Origin of the sequence: Pseudomonas sp. AU11447 (assembly GCF_001672555.2) — a bacterium.
Lineage (GTDB): Bacteria > Pseudomonadota > Gammaproteobacteria > Pseudomonadales > Pseudomonadaceae > Pseudomonas > Pseudomonas nitroreducens.
In genome coordinates, this window is sequence record NZ_LZDG02000069.1 from 46452 (window position 1) to 67627 (window position 21176).

Sequence of the window (21176 nt, forward strand, 5' to 3'; positions counted from 1 at the left end):
AGGCTATTCGCGAGCAAGCTCGCTCCTGCAGGATATCGTGCGGCGCAGTGGCAGGCAGCACAGCGCGCCGATCAGCAGGGCGCTGGCGGCGGCGCCCAGGGCCGGAATGAAGCTGCCGGTCAACCCGCGCAACGCACTGGCGGCCAGTGGCCCGGCGATCTGCCCGACGCCATACAGCGCCGTCATCGCCGCCAGCATGTTGAAGCGCACCTGCGCGGCCACCGCGCGGGCCGCCGGCATGGCGATGGTCACGGTGCCCATGAAGCTGCCACCCACCAGCACCGCGCTGCCCAGATAAAGGAAGGCCGACTCGCCCAGTGCCGGCAGCATCACACCGATGGCCTGCACCAGCAGGTTCAACGCCAATGCGCGACGGCCACCGAGCCTCACGTGCAGCCGATGCCAGAGGAAACACGACGGTGCCGCACCCAGGCCGAAGGCGGCCCAGACCTGCAGCGGGTCGATGGCGCCCAGGCCGCTCTTCATCAGCAATGGCAGGTAGGTGGCGGTGATGATGTAGCCGAAGCCGGCCAGGCCGTAGACCAGCAGGATGATCAACGCGGACAGCTCGGGCATTGGCCCCGTACCGTTCGTTGTCTGCTGCGGCGCAGTCGGTGCTGCGCGGCCCAGCGCGGGGGTGGCCAGCAGCGACAGCACCAGCCCGGCCAGCGCCAGTACGCACCAGATCGCGGCACTGCCCAGGCCGAAGGCGTTGCCGGCGGCAATCAGTTCCGCCGAGACCAGGATGCCGACGCCCACGCCGGCGAACATCATTGGTGCGCCATGGCTTTCGCCCATGCTCTGCAACAGCCATTGCGCCGCGCTGACCAGCACCATGGCCGTGAGCACGCCGGCCAGCAGGCGCACGCCGACGGCAAACCAGACGGGTGCCGGAATGGCCATGGCGGCGAGGGCGGCCAAGGTGCCGACCAGGGCGATCAGGCAAATGCGTGCCGCATGTCGTTCGTGGCTGCGCGCCAGCAGCAGCGCGCCCAGCAGGTAGCCGGCGTAATTGGCCGAGGCCGCCAGCGAGCCTCCGGTGACGCTGAGCACGCCGTCGCGCACCATCAGCGGGTAGAGCCCGGTAAAGGCAAACCGGCCAAAGCCCATGCCCACGGCAAGGATCAGTGCTGCCGACAGCGCCGCGGGCAGGCGGCGGGTGCGGCTCACGGGCGTGCCTCGAGGGCTTCCCGCCAGCGCTGGAAGGCGCCGGTGGCATAGCCTTCGCGCCAGATCAGCAGGGTGTCCACTTCCAGCAGCGGCACCACCTGCAGGGCCGGCATATCCCGATGCAGCTCCAGCACTGAACGAGGCAGCACGCCAAAACAGGAGCCGGCGTTAACGCAGGCGAGGATGCCATGGTACGAACCGACTTCCTGCACGGCGAGCGACGCTCCCTTCAACCAGCGCTCCAGAAGTTGGCGGTAAGTGCAGCCGCGGGCGAAGCCCACCAGCGTGCGGATCTGCACATCCTCGGGTCGGGTTACCGGTGGATGGTCGCCCGGCAGCACCAGCAGCAACTCCTCGCGGAACACCGGTTCGGCGCACAGGCCGCGCTCCAGCAGCGATTCGAAGCCGGGTTCGGCGTGGAGGATGTCCGGATGGGAGATCAGCGCGCAGTCGAGCTGGCGGTTCAGCACTTCATTGATCAGCTTCTGGCTATGGCCGGTGGTGATGTGCAACTCCACGTCGGGATAGGCCCGGTGAAAGCGCGCCAGGATTTCCGGCAGCCGGCTGGCGGCGGCGGCCTCCATGCTGCCCAGGCGCAGGCTGCCGGTGGCGCTGCTCGGGTGCAGCGACTGACGGGCTTCGGTGGCGAGGGCGAGCAATTGCTCGGCGTAGCGGAGAAAGTCGCGGCCCTGGTCGGTCAGCGTCATGCGCTTGCCGTCGCGCAGGAACAGCGCCGCGCCAAGGTCTTCCTCAAGCTGGCGGATGCGCGTGGTGACGTTCGATTGCACGCGCTGCAGGCGGGCCGCGGCGCGGGTGACGCTCTGTTCCTCGGCCACGCAACGGAAGATTTCCAGGCTGGAGAGATCCATGATTAATCTTCAATAGAGAATATGTTGCGACGAATATTCTCTTTATGAGATTTTAAGTCAAGCCATCACAGGCCAAACGGCGACTTCGCCGCCCCTGACGTTGAGGACCCCGTCATGCGCATCACCGATCTGCTCGGCATCCAGCTCCCCATCATCCAGGCACCCATGGTTGGCGTGTCCACCCCGGCGCTGGCCGCGGCGGTTTCCAATGCCGGCGGGCTGGGTTCCATCGGCCTGGGCGCCAGCAACGCGACGCAGGCCCGCGCCCTGCTGGAGCAGACCCGCGCGCTGACCGACAAGCCGCTCAACCTCAACCTGTTCTGCCACCGCCCGGCGGTGGCCGATCCGGCACGCGAGGCGGCCTGGCTGGAGCACCTGCGCCCGCTGTTCGCCGAGTTCGATGCGCAGCCGCCGCAGCAGATCACCGAGATCTATCGCAGCTTCCTGGCCGATCCGGACATGCTGGAGTTCCTCATCGAGGCGCGCCCGGCCGTGGTCAGCTTCCACTTCGGCCTGCCGCCGCAGAGCTGGATCGATCGCCTGAAGGCCGCCGGCATCCGTCTGCTGGCGACTGCCACCTGCCTGGAAGAGGGCCGCGCCATCGAGGCGGCGGGCATCGATGTGATCGTCGCGCAAGGCTATGAGGCCGGTGGTCACCGGGGCGTGTTCGAGCCGGAGAAGGACGCCCGTATCGGCACCTTCGCGCTGGTCCGCACGCTGGTGAAAGGCACAGGCCTGCCGGTGATCGCGGCAGGTGGAATCATGGATGGGCAGGGCATGCGCGCGGTGTTCGAACTGGGCGCCCAGGCCGTGCAGATGGGCACGGCATTCATCTCCGCCAATGAGTCCTCGGCCAACGCCGCATTCAAGGCAGCCCTACGTGGTGAACGAGGAGAACACACCGAGGTGACGGCGGCGATTTCCGGCCGCGCCGCTCGCGGGATGGTGAATCGGCTGTTCACCGACGTGGGCAGGGCCGATGCGCCGGCGTTGCCGGATTACCCCATCACCTATGACGCCGCCAAGGCGTTGACCGCCGCAGCCACCGCCAAGGGCAACAGCGATTTTGCCGTGCAATGGGCTGGGCAGGGCGCGCCGCTGTCGCGGGAGATGTCGGCGGCGGAGCTGGTGGCCACTCTCATGGCCGAGTTCCGCTCCGGCGTAAATCTGTAGGAGCATCCGAGTCAGCGGGCGCCAACAGCGGCAGCGGGTTTCTCCCGCGGCCGCCAGAGTTCTGCCAGCAGCACGCCGCCCAGGATCAGCGCGCCACCGATCAGGTGGTAGCTGGTCAACTGCTCGCCCAGCACCACGGCGGCGATGGCGGCGGTGATCACCGGCAGCAGGTTGAAGAACAGCGCCATGCGGCTCGGCCCCATGCGCTGCACGCCCTGCATCCAGGCCAGCGCGCCAACGATGGAGGCCAGCAGCCCGGCATACAGCACCAGCGGCAGGTTGGCCGTGGTCAGGCCGTGGTGCGGCGAAGAGATATACAGCGGGGCCAGCGCAACGATGGCCACCAGCACCTGCAGATAGAGCGTCAGCAGTGGCGGCAGCGGCAGATTCCACTTCTTCAGCAGCACGCCATAGACGCCGTAGGCGAGGGTGGCGACGATCATCATGCCGTCGCCCAGGTTCACGCCGTGGCTGATCAGTTGTCGCGGGTTGCCCTGGGTGATTACCAGCAGCACACCGCCCAGCGACACCAGCGCGCCCAGCAGCGCGGCAGCGCTCATCTTGTGGCGCAGCAGGATCGACGCCAGGGCGAGGGACATCAGCGGCATCAGCGACAGGATGATGCCCATGTTGGTCGCCGAGGTCAGCGCGGCGGCGTAGTACGCCAGGCATTGGTACACCGCCATGCCGAGCAGGCCGAGGGTGATGATCCTGCCCAGGTTGGCGCGGATCACCGGCCAATGGGCGAGGGTGGCGCGCAGCAGGAAAGGCGTCAGCAGCGCGCCGGCCAGCAGCCAGCGGAAGAAGCCGATTTCCGCTGGGGCGATCTGGCCTACGGCGAGCTTGTTGACGACGGTATTGCCGGACCAGATGACCACGGCCAGCAGGGGGAACAGGTAATTCATGGGTTCTTGCAAGTCTCAGGTTTTGGTTTGGCGCGGGGTTTTTTCCCCTCTCCGTCACCCTCTCCCTGAAGGGAGAGGGGACTGTCTGGCGCGCGCGGATGATTCGGTGCTCGCCGGCTGACTCTGTTGTGGCGCTGCACTCCGAACGGCCCCCTCTCCCTTTGGAGCGGGGCGCGTAGCCACGGCTGGGGAGAGGGTGCTCCACAATCGACTGCCATTGTCCGCTCGTCCGAATCGAGACGTATAATGAAAACCGGACAATCCACCCCGGCTTTCGGACATGACCCGCGTATTGCCGCTTCCCCTTCCTGACATCGACCGGCTGCCGGCCGATCTGTACTTCCGCTACGACGAGTTCGATGCCGGTACCCACTCGCCCAGCCACCGCCACGCCTGGGGCCAGCTCAATTACGCGTCCCACGGGGTGATGGAACTGGAAGTGGACGGTCAGCGCTTCCTCTCGCCGCCGCAGTACGCCGTGTGGGTGCCGCCGGGGCGTTTACACAGCTGCTACAACCGCCAGGCCATCGTCTACCGCTCGCTCTACGTGTCTGCCGAGCTAGCCAGCAAGTTGCCGCAGTCCCCTTGCACCTTGGCGATCAGCGACATCCTCAAGGCGATCCTCTCCGACTTCGCCGCACGCCAGGTGAACATCCCGCAGAGCGCTGCCGATCAGCGCCTGGCCGAAGTGGTCATGGATCAGTTGCAGGCCGCGCAGACTCACGACGATTACCTGCCCTACGCCAATGGCGGTGCGCTGGGCGAAGTGCTGGCTGCGCTGCAGGCTGAACCGGGCGACAACCGCACCCTGGCGCAATGGGCCGAGCGCGTGCACAGCACCGAGCGCACCCTGGCGCGGGCCTGCCAGCGGGAGTTGGGAATGTCTTTTGGTGAATGGCGCCAGCGCCTGCGGTTTCTCGCCGCCATCGAGGCGCTGGCATCGGGAGAGGGGGTGCAGCAGATCGCCTTCAACCTGGGCTACAGCAGCCCCTCGGCGTTCATCGCGATGTTCCGGCGGCTGTCGGGCACCACGCCGGAGCAGTATCGCTCGACCTTCCGCGCCCTGGCGGCGGAAGGCTGAGCATCAGCCGCGGCCTTCTTCCAGGCCCTTGAGGGTCTTGCGGCAGTGGATCAGCGCGTCGCGCACCATGAAGTTCACCAGGGTCGGGGAGACGCCCAGTTCCTCGGCGATTTCCTTCTGCGTGCGGCCGTGCAGGCGGTACATCTCGAAGGCGTAGCGGGTGCGCTCGGGCAGCGTCTGCAGCGCGCTGGAGATGGCTTCCAGGGTCTGCCGGTCCTCATGCTCCATTTCCGGTGACGCGGACGGCGTCGCGATGTGCATGCCTTCTTCCTCGCTACCCGAGTAGCGCTTCTCCAGCGCCTGGCGGCGATAGAGATCGATGGCCAGGTTGCGCACCACGCGCATCAGGTAGCCGCTCTGCGACTGGATACCGGGGGTGAGGTCGCTCGCATTGAGCTTGATGTACGCATCGTGCACCACGTCTTCGGCATGGCTGCGGCAGCCGAGGATGCGTGCGGCCGCATTGATGAAGGTCTGCCGGTGGGTGGCGAACAGCTCGTGGAGAGCGGGGCGCGACTCGGCGGGCATTGGCTTGGACATGCAAGGTGTTCCTATGCGGCGGCGGAGGCGGGGACGTCCACATGGGTTGAGGCGGTCAATCTAGATCAAATGATAATTATTATCAATTTATTCGGAAGAGTCCGACACTCGCTCTGGAACAGGGTTCCCACACGAGTGTGAAGATTTTTCGTTCGCATCCATTCGTCAGAACTCTCGACTTACAGGTGAAGGACAAGCCAGGAAATTTCGCCGGTGCATATCTTATGAGAATTAATCGCATCCGAGAACACTAACTATTTCATTGCCTCCCTCGTCTTCATGGCAGAGCTGGAAAAACTGGGTAATGGCCCAGCGCCGGCATCGCCATCTGGAGAGAGGAGAAGAGCAATGGCTTTCGATCGCGAAGACGCGGTTTACAAGGTGCTGGTCAATGGCGAAGAGCAGTACTCGCTGTGGCCGGACTACAAGGAAGTCCCGGCCGGCTGGCGCGAAGCCGGCAAGCAGGGGAGCAAGGCCGATTGCCTGGCCTACGTCGAAGCGAACTGGACCGACATGCGCCCCTTGAGCCTGCGACAGAAGATGGACGGCCAGGCAGCGGGGCACTGAGCCGTGCTGCGTCTGTTCTGCCTGCCGTACTCCGGCGCCAGCGCCATGCTCTATGCACGCTGGAAGCGCCAGTTACCGGAGTGGATCGAGGTCTGCCCGGTGGAGCTGCCCGGCCGCGGCCGGCGCTTCGCCGAAAGCCTGCAGACCGACCTGCGCGCGCTGGCCGGCCAGCTGGCCGACGAGATCGCCGGGCGCCTGGACCAGCCCTACGCGCTGTTCGGCCATAGCCTCGGCGGCCTGCTGGTCTTCGAACTGGCCCATGCCCTGCGCGAGCGCGGCCTGCCGCTGCCGCAGGCGCTGTTCGCCTCGGCCGCCTCTGCGCCGTCACGCCGCGACAGCCATCGTGAACTGGCCCAGGAGCAGAGCGACGCGCAGTTGATCGAACGCATGCAGCGGCTGGGCGGTACCTCGGCGGCGGTGTTCGCCGATGCCGAGATGCTTGCCCTGACCCTGCCGGTGATGCGCGCCGACTTCCTCCTCTGCGGCCGCTACGACTACCGCCGGCACCCGCAGCTGACCTGTCCGATCCATGTGTTCGGCGGCAAGGGCGACCGGCTTTCGGTCGAGTCGCTGTCGGCCTGGCAGGACGAGACCTGCGCCGGTTTCTCCCTGGAGATGCTCGAAGGCGGCCACTTCTTCATCAACACCGACGAGGCGCGCCTGCTCGAACTGATGCTCGGCCGCCTGCAGCAACCGGGGAAACCGTCCAGCGCAGCGCTGGCCTGAGTGCCCCTCGCGGAGAATCCAGATGCCTACCTCCACTCTGTTCGATATCGCTCCCCTGGTTGAAGCGCGCGGCGGCCTGCCGTTGCTGGTGCAGGCGCGCGGCGAGGGTATCGACCTGCTCGATGCCCTGGCCGAACTGCGCCCGCTGATTGAAGAGCGCCTGCCGGTGTGCGCCGGCATTCTCTTCCGTGGCTTCCAGGTCGGTGCGGCGGAGCGCTTCCGCGAGTTCGCCGCCGGCTTCGGCCACCCGCTGCTCAACTACGAATTCGGTTCTACGCCGCGCAGCAACGTCACCAGCGGCGTGTACACCTCCACCGAATACCCGCCGCACCAGCACATCCCGCTGCACAACGAACAGGCCTACACCCGCGAGTGGCCGATGAAAATCTGGTTCTACTGCGTGCAGGCCGCGCAGAGCGGCGGCGAAACCCCCATCGCCGACAGCCGTGAAATCTACCGCCGGGTGGATGAAGGCATCCGCCGCCGCTTCACCGAGCGCGGGCTGATGTACACGCGCAACTTCGGCAACGGCCTGGACGTGGCCTGGGATCAGGTGTTCAACAGTGACGACCCGGCCGTGGTCGAGGCCTATTGCAGGGCTCACAAGATCGGCTGGGAGTGGAAGGAAGACGGCGAGCTGCGCACTCGCCAGGTCTGCCAGGCCGTCGCGCAGCACCCGGTCACCCGCGACTGGGTCTGGTTCAACCAGGCGCACCTGTTCCACGTCTCCAACCTGCCACCGGAAGTACGCGAGAGCCTGCTGGAAATCGTCGACGAGGAAGACCTGCCGCGCAACGTCTACTACGGCGACGGCAGCCCCATCGAACCCTCGGTACTCGACGAAGTCCGCGGCGTGCTGGAGGAGGCCAAGGTGAGCTTCCCCTGGTACAGCGGTGACGTGCTGATGCTCGACAACATGCTGGCGGCGCATGCGCGCTCGCCGTTCAGCGGGCCGCGCAAGGTCGTTGTCGCGATGGCGCAGGGGCATGGGGCTGACGCACAAGCCTGAACGCCGAGCGGATAGCGCCCTCACCCTAACCCTCTCCCAGAGGGAGAGGGGACCGATCGGCGTTTACGGAAGTACCAGAAGTAAGCCGGCTCCAGCAGCCGACACAGATAGCTCCCTCTCCCTTCAGGGAGAGGGCGGGGGGAGAGGGCAGCGTCCAGCGCCGGAGCGGCCGGATGCACCCTCTCCCTAACCCTCTCCCTGAAGGGAGAGGGAACAGTTCGGAGTACCGGGTTAGCGCCCGCCACGGCCGTGGCCCGGTAAGCCCCACGAATTTCCCTCCGGCGGGCCGCAAACACCCGCCGCCAGAACAGGTGATGTCATGAACGACCGTTACGAAGCCGCAGGAAACCTGGTCGAGGCCCTGCTGCAACGCGCCTGCGAAATGCCGCGCAAGACTGCCCTGCGATTCATCGCCGAGAACGTCGAACAGCCCATCAGCTTCCGCGAGCTGGACGAGCGCGCCCGCGCCATGGCCGCCTGGATGCTGCGCCATGGCGAGCAGGGCGACCGTGCCGTCCTCCTGCTGCCCAGCGGCCCGGACTACGTCACGGCGTTCTTCGCCTGCCTCTACTCGGGCATCATCGCCGTGCCGGCCTATCCGCCGGAGTCGGTGCGCCCACAGCACCTGGCGCGCCTGCGCTCGATCCTCGACGATGCCGAGCCGAGCCTGGTGCTCACCGACTCCACGCTGATCGAAGCCCTGCGCCCGGCCTGCGTGCTCGAGAACGGCGAGAGCCCGCTGCTGCTGGCGGTAGACCAGGCCGATCCTGCGCTGGCCGTCGAATGGCAGATGCCGGAACTGGCCGACGACGACATCGCCTTCCTGCAGTACACCTCCGGCTCCACCTCGACGCCCAAGGGCGTGCAGGTCAGCCACGGCAACCTGGTCGCCAACGAGCGCCTGATCCGTCACGGTTTCGGCATCGGTGACGACGACGTGATCGTCAGCTGGCTGCCGCTGTTCCACGACATGGGCCTGATCGGCGGGCTGCTGCAGCCGATCTACAGCGGCATCGAGTGCGTGTTGATGTCGCCGCGCTACTTCCTCGAACGCCCGCGCCGCTGGCTGGAAGCCATCGCCCGCTTCGGCGGCACCGTCAGCGGCGGCCCGGACTTCGCTTACCGGCTGTGCTGCGAGCGGGTCAACGAGGCCGCGCTGGAAGGCCTGGACCTGAGCAAATGGCGCGTGGCCTTCTCCGGCTCCGAGCCGATCCGCCCGGACACCCTGGAGCGCTTCGCCGCCTGGTTCGCCCCCGCGCAGTTCGACGCCTCGTCCTTCTACGCCTGCTATGGCCTCGCCGAAGCGACCCTGTTCGTCACCGGTGGCGTGCGCGGTGAGGGTATCGGCCAACTGGAAGTGGACCTCAACGCCCTGGGCGAAAACGTCGCCCGCCCAGGCCGCGGTACTTCGCTGATCAACTGCGGCCGCACCCAGCCGGACCACGACGTGCAACTGGTCGACCCGGTGAGCGGCGCAACCCTCGGCCCGGACCGCGTCGGCGAAATCTGGAGCAGCGGCCCCAGCGTGGCGCTGGGCTACTGGCGCAACCCGGAAGCCAGCGCGCGCACCTTCGTCGAGAAGGACGGCCGCACCTGGCTGCGTACCGGCGACCTGGGCTTCCTGCACAACGACGAACTCTTCGTCACCGGCCGCCTCAAGGACATGCTCATCGTCCGCGGGCAGAACCTCTACCCGCAGGACCTGGAACGCTGCGTGGAAGAAGAGGTGGACCTGGTGCGCAAGGGCCGCGTTTCCGCCTTCGCCATCGAACACCAGGGCCGCGATGGCATTGGCATCGCCGCCGAAGTCGGCCGTAGCGTGCGCAAGCTGATCTCCGCCGAGGCGCTGGCGAAAGCCATCTCCGCCGCCGTGGCCGAGACCTTCCAGGAGGCGCCGCTGGTGGTGGCGCTGCTGGAGCCGGGCGCATTGCCCAAGACTTCCAGCGGCAAGCTGCAGCGCTCGGCGTGCCGCGCGCAGCTGCTCGATGGCAGCCTGCAGGCCTACGCCATCCAGCGCGCTGGCGAACCGATCAGCGATGGCGCCAGCGCCAGGCCGGTTGCTGCACTGACTGCCGAGGAGCAAGCCATCGCTGCGCTGTGGAGCGAAGTGCTGGAGCTGCCGGCGATTCGCCGCGACGACAACTTCTTCGCCCTGGGCGGCAACTCGATCAAGGCCACCCAGCTGATGGCGCGCCTGCGCGAGCGTCTCGGTCGCGCCGTGGAACTGCGCCTGCTGTTCGAGGCGCCGGAGCTGGGCGCCTTCGTTGCCGCACTGGCCGCACTGCCGACCACTCAGGTCGAGGCCGTGCCGCAGGTCCCACGTGACGGTCTGCTGCCGCTGTCGCCGGCCCAGCGCCGCCTGTGGTTCCTCTGGAAGCTGGAGCCGGAAAGCGCCGTCTACCACATTGCCGGGCGCATGAACCTGCGCGGCGAACTGCGCCGGCCGGCCGTGGAGCAGGCCTTTGCCGTGCTGCTGGGCCGCCACGAAACCCTGCGCAGCCGCTTCATCGAACAGTTCGATGGTGAAGTAGCGCTGAGCCTCGCCAACGGCACGCAAGTGGAATTGACCGAGAGCGACTTCAGCTCCCTGGGCAACGCCCGCCGCGACACTGCCGCCCGCGAGGATGCGGAAGCCTTTGCCGCCGAACCCTTCGACCTGGCCGCCGGCCCGCTGCTGCGCCTGCGCCTGCAGAACCTCGGCGGCGGCCGCCAGGCGTTGCTGCTCTGCGTGCACCACATCATCGCCGATGGCTGGTCGCTGAACCTGCTGCTGGACGAATTCGCCGAGTGCTACCGCGCCATCGTCGAACAGCGCGAGCCGGTGCTGCCGACGCTGTCGCGCCAGTACCTCGACCTTGCCGCCGCCCAGCAGAGCAAACTGGAAGCGGGCGAGGGCGCCCGTCTGCTGGACTGGTGGAGCGAGCGCCTGGGCAACCAGCATTCGCCGCTGGAGTTGCCGTTCGGTCTACTAGAAAAGAACGGAGGTAAAAAAGGCCAGAGCGCCGCACTGATCGAACAGGAAGTCGATGCCGACCTGACGCGTCAATTGCGCGGCCTGGCCCAGGCCCACGGCGCCACCCTGCCGATGCTCCTGCTCAGCGCCTACAACCTGCTGCTGCAGCGCTACAGCGGCCAGCACGACCTGCGCATCGGCCTGACCCAGGCTGGTCGCGAACAGCTGGACAGCGAGCGACTGGTCGGCTTCTTCGTCAACCTGCTGGTGCTGCGCAGCGAGCTGCCCGAAGGCGCCAGCCTGCGCGGCGTACTTCGCCAGCTGCGCGACGACCTGCTGCAAGCCCAGGCCCACCAGGGCCTGCCGTTCGAGCAACTGGTGGAGGCACTGCAACCCGAGCGCGGCCACGGTCGCCATCCGTTGTGCCAGGTTGCCTTCGACCACCAGTGGCAGCCGCGTGCCGGCAATGGCCTGCCGGGCCTGACCGTGGAAGCCCTGGAACAGCTCGACCTGGAAACCCCGTTCGATCTCGTGCTGCGCGTCCGCGAGGGCGAGCAGACCCTGCGCCTGAGCTTCTGCTATGCCCGCGAGCGCTACGCCGCGGCCGGCATGCAGCGCCTCGTCGGGCACTTCCTCGAACTGTTGCGCGCACTGCCGAAAATGAACGCCGACGCCGTCCTCGACGCCCGCGACTGGCTACCCGCCAGCGACTGGAGCATCGCCGTGGCCGGCGAGGCATCGGCCTTCGAGGCGCTGAGTGAGACCATCGCCGCCCAGGCCCGCCGCCATCCGGCGAAGGTCGCGCTGATCGACGAGCAACGCGAGGTGAATTTCGCCGAGCTGGAAGACCGCTCCAACCGCCTGGCGCAGCGCCTGATCCAGCGCGGCATCGGCCCGGAGCGCCGGGTTGCCGTGGCGCTGCCGCGCGGCGTGGATATCCCGCTGGCCCTGCTGGCCGTCATGAAGGCCGGCGGCGCCTACCTGCCGCTGGACGTCGACTATCCCGAGGAGCGCCTCGCCTGGCTGATGCAGGACGCCGGTGTGGACCTGCTGCTGACCAACGCCGCGCTGGCCGAACGCCTGCCGTTGCCCGAAGGCGTCGAGCGCCTGGTGCTGGAAGAAGCCGACCTCGCCAACGCCCTGGCCGTGCGCCCGCTGCTGCGCATCCAGGCGCAGAACCTTGCCTACCTGATCTACACCTCCGGCTCCACTGGCCAGCCCAAAGGCGTTGCCGTCGCCCACGGCGAGATCGCCGCGCACTGCCGCGCGATCGGCCAGCGCTACGCCATGAGCGACGCCGACCGCGAGCTGATCTTCATGTCCTTCGCCTTCGACGGCGCCCATGAGCGCTGGCTCACCGCGCTGACCCACGGCGGCAGCCTGCTGATCCGCAACGACGCCCTGTGGACCGCCGAGCAGACCCTTGAACAACTGCGCCGCCACGAAGTCACGGTGGCAGCCTTCCCGCCGGCCTACCTGCAACAGTTGGCGGAACAAGCGACGATCCACGGTCACGCGCCGAGCATGCGCATCTACTGCTTCGGCGGTGACGCAGTACCGGAAGCGGCCTACCAGCTTGCGCACCAGGCACTGAAGCCCGAACACCTGATCAATGGCTACGGCCCCACCGAAACCGTGGTCACCCCGATGCTCTGGAAGGCCGACGCGCGCACCGCGTGCGGCGCGGCGTATGCGCCCATCGGCGAAGTGGTCGGCGAACGCAGCCTGTATATCCTCGACGACCGCCTGCAGCCGCTGCCGCGCGGCGTGGCCGGCGAGCTGTACATCGGCGGCCACGGCCTCGCCCGCGGTTACCACCAGCGCGCCGGCATGACCGCGGAACGTTTCGTGGCCGACCCCTACGCGGACGGCCTGCGCCTTTACCGCAGCGGCGACCGCGTGCGCTGGCGTGAAGACGGCGCGCTGGATTATCTCGGCCGCGTCGACCAGCAGGTGAAGATCCGCGGCTTCCGCATCGAGCCCGGCGAGATCGAAGCCCGCCTGCGTGCGCTGCCCGGCGTGCGTGAAGCGGCGGTGATCGCCCGTGACAGCGAGCGCGGCAAGCGCCTGCTGGGCTATGTGACGGGTGAAGGCGTCGCCGAAGACATCCTGAAAGCCGCGCTGCGTGCGCAACTGCCGGACTACATGGTGCCGTCGCGCATCCTCGTCCTTGCCGAAATGCCGCTCAACGCCAATGGCAAGATCGACCGGAAGGCGTTGCCCGAGCCGCAGGACGCCGCGAATGCCACCGAAGCCCCGCGCGACGGCCTGGAAAGCCGTGTCGCCGCCGTCTGGGCCGAAGTGCTCGGCGTGCCGGCCATCGGCCGCGAGGATGATTTCTTCGAGCTGGGCGGCCACTCGTTGTTGGCAACCCAGGTGATCTCCCGCCTGCGTCGCGACCTGCATTGCGAAGTGCCGCTGCGCGACCTGTTCGAAGCCAGCCGCCTGGACGAATTCGCTGCCCGCCTGGGCGCTGCGAACTCCAGTACCCGCCCGCCGCTGCGCGCCGTGGCCCGTGACGGCGACCTGCCGCTGTCCGCCGCGCAGAGCCGCCTGTGGTTCTTCTGGCAGATGGAGCCGGGCAGCGCCGCCTACAACGTTCCCGGAGCACTGCGTCTGCGCGGTGCACTGGACGAAACTGCCCTGCGCCGTGCCTTCGATGCCCTGGTGGCGCGCCACGAAACCCTGCGCACCACCTTCGACGAAGTGGACGGCCAGGCCTTCCAGCGCATCCAGCCGGCGCAGCCGCTGGACCTGGCGCGTGTCGATCTGTCCGCGGAGAAAGATGCCGAAGCTACCGCACGCCAGTTGGCCGAGGCAGAGGCGCAGCGTCCGTTCGACCTGCGCAACGGCCCGCTGCTGCGGCTGACGCTGATGCGATTGTCTCCAAAAGAAGTGGCCGACGCCGACCACGTGCTGCTGCTGACGATGCACCACATCGTCTCCGATGGCTGGTCGATCCGCGTGCTGGTGGACGAATTCAGCCGCCTCTACGGCGCCTTCGCCGCTGGCGAGGACCTGCAATTGCCGGCGCTGCCGGTGCAGTACGCCGACTACGCCCAATGGCAGCGCGAGCTGCTGGCGGGCGAGGAGGGCCAGCGTCAGCTGAACTGGTGGACCGAGCAACTCAGCCAGGACACGCCGGTCCTGGAACTGGCCGCCGACCGCCCGCGTCCGGCCGTGCAGAGTTACCGCGGCGGCAGCCTTGGCTTCAGCCTGGATGCCGGGCTGGGCAGTCGCCTCAAGCAACTGGCCCGCGAGCAGGACGTCACCCTGTTCATGCTGCTGCTCGGCGCCTACGCGGTGCTGATGCAGCGCTACAGCGGCCAGCGCGACCTGCGTGTGGCCGTGCCCATCGCCAACCGCCAGCAGCTGGAAACCGAAGGCCTGATCGGCTTCTTCGTCAACACCCAGGTGATGCCGTGCACACTGGCTGACGACGAATCCTTCGCCGCGCTGCTGGCCCGTCTCAAGCCGCTGGCCCTGGGCGCGCAGGCGAACCAGGACCTGCCGTTCGAACAACTGGTGGAAGCGCTGCAACCCGAACGCAGCCTGGCCTACAACCCGCTGGTGCAGGTGAAGTTCAACTTCGGCTTCGACGTCAGCCGCCTGCCCGACGCCGGTGCGCTGAAGCTGGAGCTGTTCAGCGAGGAGCAGTACGGCGCGCGCTTCGACCTCGCCCTGGACATGGCCGAGGCGCTGGACGCCAACGGCCAGCCGGGCGATGAGCTGCGCGGCAGCTTCGTCTATGCCCGCGATCTGTTCTTTGATGCCAGCGTCGCCGCCATCGCCGGCCAGTTCGAGGCGCTGCTGCGCCAACTGTGCGCCGAGCCGCAACGTGCCATTGGCGAGCTGCCGCGCCCGGTGGCGTCGCGCCGTCGTGGCGAGGCGCGCCAGTGGCCGCAGCAGGATGTTCTCGGCCTGTTTGCCGCACAGGTCGCCGCGCAACCGGACGCCATTGCTGTGCAGGATGAGGGCGTGCGCTACAGCTATGCCGAACTGGATGCGCGCGCCAATCGCCTGGCCAATTCGCTGATCAACAGCGGCGTGGAGCCGGGCGAGTGCGTCGCGATCTGCCAGGCGCGCAGCGCGCAGTGGGTTCTCCTGCTGCTGGGCGTACTCAAGGCCGGTGCCACCTACGTGCCGCTGGACCCGGCGCAGCCCGCCGAGCGCCTGCGCCAGTTGCTCAAGGACAACGCCATCGGCCGCGTGCTGGTCAGTGATGCGGCGCTGCTGGAGACCTTCGGCGAAGCCGCCATGCTGGTCCCGGCCGGTGGTCCGGAGCAGGGCATTGATGCCGCGCCCGCGCGGAACATAGACCCGCAGCAAGCCGCCTACGTCATCTTCACCTCCGGTTCCACCGGCCAGCCCAAGGGCGTGCGCGTCAGCCACGCGGCGCTGGCCAACTACGTGCAAGCCGTGCTGGAACGCCTGCAACTGCACCAGGGCCGCGCCCAGGGCCTGGGCATGGCGATGGTCTCCTCGGTGGCCGCCGACCTTGGCCACACCACGCTGTTCGGCGCGCTGTGCGGCGGTGGCCGCCTGCACCTGGCGGATGCCCAGGCGGTGGCGGATGCCGAACGCTTCGCCGCGTTCATGCAGGACGTGGACGTGCTGAAGATCGTTCCTAGCCATCTCGCCGGTTTGCTGGCGGCCGCACCGAATGCTGCCGCCGTGCTGCCGCGCCGCCTGCTGGTGGTGGGCGGTGAAGCCTGCGACCGCGCGCTGCTGCAAGCGCTGCGCGAGCTCTCGCCCAAGCTGCGCATCGTCAACCACTACGGCCCCAGCGAGTCCACCGTGGGCGTACTGACCCACGAATGGTCGCTGGTGGATGATCTGCCGGCGGGCAGCCTGCCCATCGGTACGCCGCTGGCCAACACCGCCATCCGTGTACTCGACGAGAACGGTCGCGACCTGCTGCCGGGCGTGCCGGGCGAGCTGTACATCGGCGGTGCCGGCTTGGCGCTGGGCTACCTCGACCAGCCGGAAATGACGACCGAACGTTTCGTCACTGATCTTGTAGACGGCGAGGGGGAGCGCCTGTACCGCAGTGGCGACCGTGTGCGCCTGAACCGTCGTGGCGACGTGGAGTTCCTCGGCCGTGTCGACGACCAGGTGAAGATTCGCGGTTACCGCGTCGAGCCGGGCGAACTGGCACAAGCGCTCAAGCGCCTGCCCGGCGTGCGCGATGCCGTGGCGCTGGCCGAGCGCGAAGGCGACGGTCCGATGAAGCTGTTCGCCTGGGTCGTGGCCGAGGGCCAGAGCGTGGAAGCGCTGCGCGAAGCCCTGGCCGGTGAAGTCCCGGAATACCTGCAGCCCGCCCAGCTGATTCTGCTGGAACGCCTGCCGCTGAACGCCAACGGCAAGGTGGATCGCAAGGCCCTGCCGCGTGCCGAGTCGGTCGCCAAGGCAGTGGACAGCGCGCCGCTGAGCGAACTGGAGCAGCGCATCGCCGACATCTGGCAGGCCGTGCTGAAAGTCGAGCGCGTCGGTGCCGAAGACAACTTCTTCGAGCTGGGCGGCGACTCGATCCTCAGCCTGCAGATCATCGCGCGCATCCGTAAGCTGGGTTTCAAGCTCAGCCCGAAACAGCTGTTCGAGCGCCAGAGCGTCCGCCAGCTCGCCCAATGGCTGGAAAGCCGCACGCCGGCTGCCGTTGCGGTACCGGCCCCGGTGGCCGCTGTCAGCGGCGAAGTCGTCTTGTCGCCGGTGCAGGCGCGCTTCTTCGAACGCGTACCGAGCGCCCAACGGCATCACTGGAACCAGGCACTGCTGCTGCAACCGCGCGAAGCGTTGAACAGCCACGCACTGGCCCGCGCGCTGCACTGGCTGGTCGGCCAGCACGACGCGCTGCGCCTGCGTTTTGATGGCAGCCGCCAGCGTTACGCTGAACAGGGTGCGCTGGACATGACCCTCCTGTGGCGCCGCCGCGCCGCCGACGCTCGCACCCTGGAGCGCCTGTGCGACGACGCCCAGGCCAGCCTGGATATCGCCAACGGCCCGCTGCTGCGCGCCATGCACGTCACGCTGGAAAGCGGCGGCGAACGCCTGCTGCTGGTGATCCACCACCTGGCGGTGGATGGCGTGTCCTGGCGCATCCTGCTGGAAGACCTGCAGTACGCCTACCGCGAACTGCGCGCCGGCCGCACGCCCGCCGCGTTGCCGCGCAGCGACAGCTACCAGGCCTGGAGCGCTCGCCAGCAGGCAGCCGCCAACAGCGCCGAAGTCGCTGCCGAGCTGGCTTACTGGCAAGGCGAACTGCGCGGTGCGCCGTCGCTCAAGCGTGCCCGCAGCGATGCTCCGGGCACCTGGAAAGAAGCCGCCAATGCGCGCTTCAGCCTCGACGCCGAAACCACCCGCCAACTGCTCGGCCCGGCGCTGAAAGCGCAGCGCGTGCAGATCAACGACCTGCTGCTGACCGCCCTGGCCCGCGCGCTGTGCGCCTGGACCGGCGAGTCCTCCGCGCTGGTGGAAATGGAAGGCCATGGCCGCGATGCCTTCGACAATGAGGCAGCGCTGGACCTGAGCCGCTCCGTGGGCTGGTTCACCGCGCTGTATCCGCTGCGCCTGCAAGCCGGCGGCGAGCCGGGCGACGACCTGCGCACCACCCGCGAGCACCTGCGCAACCTGCCGCGTGCCGGCATGGGTTACGGCCAACTGCGCTACCTCAGCCAGCACGCCGCCAGCCTGCGTGACCTGCCGACGCCGCAGGTGACCTTCAACTATCTCGGCCAGCTCGACCAGGCCTTCGCCGACGCCGACTTCCTGCCGGCCTTCGAAGGCGTGGGCCGCAGCCAGCCGCTGAATGCCGCGCTGGGCAATGCGCTGGTCTACGCCGGCCGTGTGCTCGGCGGTGAGCTGAGCCTGGAAGTCACCTACAGCAGCGCGATGTTCGACGCTGCCGACATCGATGAGCTGCAGGCGCTGCTGCGCGCTGAATTGCAGGCGCTGGTGGCTTACTGCCTGGCCACACCACGCAAGCTGGAAGCCACCGAGCTGCCGCTGGTCGATCTGGATCAGGCCCAGCTCGATGCGCTGCCGCTGCCGGCTGGCGTCGATGACCTCTACCCGCTGTCGCCGATGCAGCAAGGCATGCTGTTCCATGCTCTCGACGTGCCAGGCTCATCGCTCTACGTCAACCAGCTGCGGGTAGACCTGGACGGCCTCGGCGAGGCGCGCTTCCTCGACGCCTGGCGTGCGGTCATTGCCCGCCACACCAACCTGCGCAGCGGCTTCCTCGCCAGTGCGGATTCGGCGCCGTTGCAGTTCGTCCTGCGTGAGGTGCAGTTGCCGGTGCAGTCCTTCGACTGGCGCGACCAGCAGGTCAGCGAGCAGCAGTTGGAAAGCGTCGCCGACGCCCAGCGCAACCTCGGCTTCGACCTGGCCCAGCCGCCGCTACAACGCCTGGCGCTGGTGCGTCTCGGTGAGCGCCGCTACCACCTGATCTGGACCTGCCACCACCTGCTGCTGGACGGCTGGAGCAGCGCGCGGCTGATCGGCGAAGTGCTCGCCCTCTACCGTGGCGAGACGCTGCCGGCGCCCGTCGCGCAGTACGGCGACTACATCGGCTGGCTGCACGCCCAGGACGGCGCTATCGGTGAAACCTTCTGGCGCGAACGCCTGAAAGGCTTCGACGAGCCGACCCTGCTGGCCACCGCCTGCAACGCGAGCTTCCGCGAGGAACCGTTGCGCGAGCTGCACAGCCGTCTCGACTCGGCGCCGCTGCAACGCTTCGCCCAGGCCCAGCGCATCACCCTCAACACCCTGGTGCAGGGCGCCTGGGCGCTGCTGCTGCAACGCTATTGCGGCCAGCGCAGCGTGACCTTCGGGGCCACCGTTGCCGGTCGCCCGGCGACCCTGCCGGGAGCGGAGGAGAGCCTCGGGTTGTTCATCAACACACTGCCGATCCTGCAGACCCCGGACGACGCCCAGCACGTCGGCGACTGGCTGCGTGAGCTGCAGGCCTTCAACCTCGACGTGCGCGAGTTCGAGCACACGCCGCTGTACGACATCCAGCGCTGGGCCGGCCGTGGCGGCCAGGCGATGTTCGACAGCCTCATCGTGTTCGAGAACTTCCCCATGGACGCGGCGCTGTCGTCGTCCGCGAACGATGAGCTGCACATCCTCGGCCATCGCCCGGTGGATGGCACCAACTACGCCCTGGCGCTGGTGGCCAGCGCCGGCGAACAGCTGGACGTGCGCTACACCTACCGTGCCGACCGCTTCAGCGCGAGCCAGATCGAGCAGCTGCGTGGCCACTTCGAGCGCTTGCTGCTGGCTCTGGTGGAAGACGCCGAGCGCCCGCTGGGCCGCGTCAGCCAGCTCTCCAATGATGAGCGCAACAGGCTGCTGCAGCGGTTCAACGCCACCGAGGCCGCTTTCCCGGCAGACGTACAACTGCAAAGTCTGATCGAGCGGCAGGTTGCGGCGACTCCGGACGCGCTCGCCCTGCAATTCAGCGAGCAGTGCCTGAGCTACGCCCAGCTCAATGCCCGCGCCAACCAGCTCGCGCACTGGCTGCGCGGCCAGGGTGTCGGCCCGGATGTGCTGGTCGGTGTGGCTGCCGAGCGTTCGGTGGAGCTGGTGGTGGCCCTGCTGGGCATCGTCAAGGCCGGCGGCGCCTATGTGCCGATGGACCCGGACTACCCGCAGGATCGCCTGCAACACATGTTGGGCGACAGCGGCGTCAATCTGCTGCTGACCCAACAACACCTGTTGGAACGCCTGCCGCAGACGGCTGCGAAAACCCTGTGCCTGGACAGCCAGTGGAGCGAAATCGCCACGGCTTCCGAGCAGAACCCCGTCATCCAAGGCAGCCCGCAGAACCTCGCGTACCTGATCTACACCTCCGGTTCCACCGGCAAGCCCAAGGGTGCCGGCAACAGCCACCGCGCGCTGGTCAACCGCCTGCACTGGATGCAGAAGGCGTATGCGCTGGATGCCTCCGACCGCGTGCTGCAGAAAACTCCGTTCAGCTTCGACGTGTCGGTGTGGGAGTTCTTCTGGCCGCTCATGACCGGCGCTGCGCTGGTGGTCGCCGCGCCCGGTGCGCACCGCGACCCGGCGGCGCTGCGCCAGGTGATCGAGGCGGGGCAGGTCACCACGCTGCACTTCGTGCCGTCGATGCTGCAAGCCTTCGTCGCTTCCGGCGAACTGGAGCGCTGCACCTCGCTGCTGCAGGTGATGTGCTCCGGCGAGGCGCTGCCCTATGAGCTGCAACAGCAGTTCCGCCAGCGTAGCAGCGCCAGGCTGCACAACCTCTACGGCCCCACCGAAGCGGCGATCGACGTCAGCTTCTGGGCCTGCGACGAGGACAGCGCGCGGCAGGTCGTGCCCATCGGCCGGCCTATCGACAACCTGCGCCTGGTGCTGCTGGACGAGCGCCTGGAGCCGGTGCCGCAAGGCGTGGCTGGCGAGCTGTACATCGGCGGCGTCGGCCTGGCGCGCGGTTACCACGCACGCCCTGGCCTGACCGCGGAGCGCTTCGTCGCCGATCCCTTCGGCAGCGCTGATCGTCTGTATCGCACCGGCGACCTGGCGCGTCAGCGCGAGGACGGTGCCATCGAGTACCTGGGCCGCCTCGACCACCAGGTGAAGATCCGTGGCCTGCGCATCGAGCTGGGCGAGATCGAGGCGCGCCTGCAAGCGCAGCCGGAAGTCAGCGAAGCCGTGGTGGTGGCGAAGGACGGCGTACTGCTGGCCTATGTAGTCGCCAGTGCCGAGCCCGAGGCGCTGCGCCAGGCGCTGCAAAGCGAGCTGCCGGACTACATGGTGCCGTCGCGGATCATCGCCCTCGACGCCATGCCGCTATCGCCCAACGGCAAGCTGGAGCGCAAGGCCCTGCCGGACCCGCAGCTGGGCGCGAGCCAGCGTGAGTACGTGGCGCCGCGCAGCGACCTGGAAGTGGAGTTGGCCGGTATCTGGCAGCACGTATTGCAGGTGGAACGCGTCGGTCTGCACGACGACTTCTTCGAGCTGGGCGGCCACTCGCTGCTGCTCACCCAGGTCGGCCTCACCCTGCGTCAGCGCCTGGGGCTGGAGTTGCCGCTGCACCGGCTGTTCGAGCTGAGCAACCTCTCATCACTGGCCGCCTGGATCGAAAGCCAGCGGGCAAGCTCCGCCAGCGCGGAAGAGGAACTGGACCTGATGGATGAACTGCTCGGCGAGCTGGAGAATCTCTGAT

General features: G+C 67.9%; 10 protein-coding genes. 6 read left to right on the forward strand and 4 right to left on the reverse strand.

The features are described from left to right. Positions 1-3: 3 nt before the first annotated feature. A complete protein-coding gene (locus tag A6723_RS24575) occupies positions 4-1170 on the reverse strand; it encodes a YbfB/YjiJ family MFS transporter (RefSeq protein ID WP_082450497.1) in 1167 nt (388 codons plus the stop codon). After that, a complete protein-coding gene (locus tag A6723_RS24580; RefSeq protein ID WP_054907082.1) occupies positions 1167-2039 on the reverse strand; it encodes a LysR substrate-binding domain-containing protein in 873 nt (290 codons plus the stop codon). The genes A6723_RS24575 and A6723_RS24580 overlap by 4 nt, the downstream gene beginning before the upstream one ends. Before the next feature lie 114 nt (positions 2040-2153). Here A6723_RS24580 and A6723_RS24585 point away from each other — a divergent pair, with 114 nt between their 5' ends. Further along, positions 2154-3212, forward strand: coding sequence for a nitronate monooxygenase family protein (locus tag A6723_RS24585; RefSeq protein WP_054907081.1), 1059 nt, complete (start codon positions 2154-2156; stop codon positions 3210-3212). An 11-nt stretch (positions 3213-3223) separates the two neighbouring features. Here the strand turns inward: A6723_RS24585 and A6723_RS24590 are convergent, their stop codons facing one another. Next, positions 3224-4117: a DMT family transporter gene (locus A6723_RS24590; RefSeq protein ID WP_054907080.1), complete on the reverse strand. Its 894-nt coding sequence runs from the start codon at positions 4115-4117 to the stop codon at positions 3224-3226. A gap of 280 nt (positions 4118-4397) precedes the next feature. On the opposite strand from A6723_RS24590, the gene A6723_RS24595 reads away from it, so the two are divergent. After that, positions 4398-5198 carry a helix-turn-helix domain-containing protein gene (locus A6723_RS24595; protein WP_054907079.1) on the forward strand — a complete coding sequence of 267 codons (801 nt, stop codon included), beginning with the start codon at positions 4398-4400 and terminating at the stop codon, positions 5196-5198. A 3-nt stretch (positions 5199-5201) separates the two neighbouring features. Here the strand turns inward: A6723_RS24595 and A6723_RS24600 are convergent, their stop codons facing one another. After that, positions 5202-5738 carry an RNA polymerase factor sigma-70 gene (locus tag A6723_RS24600; protein WP_054907078.1) on the reverse strand — a complete coding sequence of 179 codons (537 nt, stop codon included), beginning with the start codon at positions 5736-5738 and terminating at the stop codon, positions 5202-5204. A gap of 348 nt (positions 5739-6086) precedes the next feature. On the opposite strand from A6723_RS24600, the gene A6723_RS24605 reads away from it, so the two are divergent. The 4 genes from A6723_RS24605 (at position 6087) to A6723_RS24620 (ending at position 21175) form a co-directional block, all read left to right on the forward strand. Beyond that, positions 6087-6305 (forward strand): MbtH family protein, encoded by a 219-nt coding sequence (locus tag A6723_RS24605; protein ID WP_054907077.1) that lies wholly within the window; start codon positions 6087-6089, stop codon positions 6303-6305. Positions 6306-6308: 3 nt separating this feature from the next. Beyond that, complete coding sequence (locus A6723_RS24610) at positions 6309-7031, forward strand: thioesterase II family protein (RefSeq protein ID WP_054907076.1); 723 nt, start codon at positions 6309-6311, stop codon at positions 7029-7031. A 22-nt stretch (positions 7032-7053) separates the two neighbouring features. Continuing rightward, positions 7054-8040 carry a TauD/TfdA family dioxygenase gene (locus A6723_RS24615; RefSeq protein WP_054907075.1) on the forward strand — a complete coding sequence of 329 codons (987 nt, stop codon included), beginning with the start codon at positions 7054-7056 and terminating at the stop codon, positions 8038-8040. 319 nt (positions 8041-8359) lie between these two features. Next, the gene (locus A6723_RS24620) at positions 8360-21175 is read left to right on the forward strand and encodes a non-ribosomal peptide synthetase (RefSeq protein WP_054907074.1); all 12816 of its coding nucleotides are present in this window, start codon (positions 8360-8362) and stop codon (positions 21173-21175) included. Position 21176: the final 1 nt, after the last annotated feature.

Bases quoted from the DNA above. Each gene is read 5' to 3' on its own strand.
- A6723_RS24580 (WP_054907082.1), bottom strand. From the start codon at position 2,039: ATGGATCTCTCCAGCCTGGAAATCTTCCGTTGCGTGGCCGAGGAACAG.
- A6723_RS24585 (WP_054907081.1), top strand. From the start codon at position 2,154: ATGCGCATCACCGATCTGCTCGGCATCCAGCTCCCCATCATCCAGGCA.
- A6723_RS24590 (WP_054907080.1), bottom strand. From the start codon at position 4,117: ATGAATTACCTGTTCCCCCTGCTGGCCGTGGTCATCTGGTCCGGCAAT.
- A6723_RS24595 (WP_054907079.1), top strand. From the start codon at position 4,398: ATGACCCGCGTATTGCCGCTTCCCCTTCCTGACATCGACCGGCTGCCG.
- A6723_RS24600 (WP_054907078.1), bottom strand. From the start codon at position 5,738: ATGTCCAAGCCAATGCCCGCCGAGTCGCGCCCCGCTCTCCACGAGCTG.
- A6723_RS24605 (WP_054907077.1), top strand. From the start codon at position 6,087: ATGGCTTTCGATCGCGAAGACGCGGTTTACAAGGTGCTGGTCAATGGC.
- A6723_RS24615 (WP_054907075.1), top strand. From the start codon at position 7,054: ATGCCTACCTCCACTCTGTTCGATATCGCTCCCCTGGTTGAAGCGCGC.
- A6723_RS24620 (WP_054907074.1), top strand. From the start codon at position 8,360: ATGAACGACCGTTACGAAGCCGCAGGAAACCTGGTCGAGGCCCTGCTG.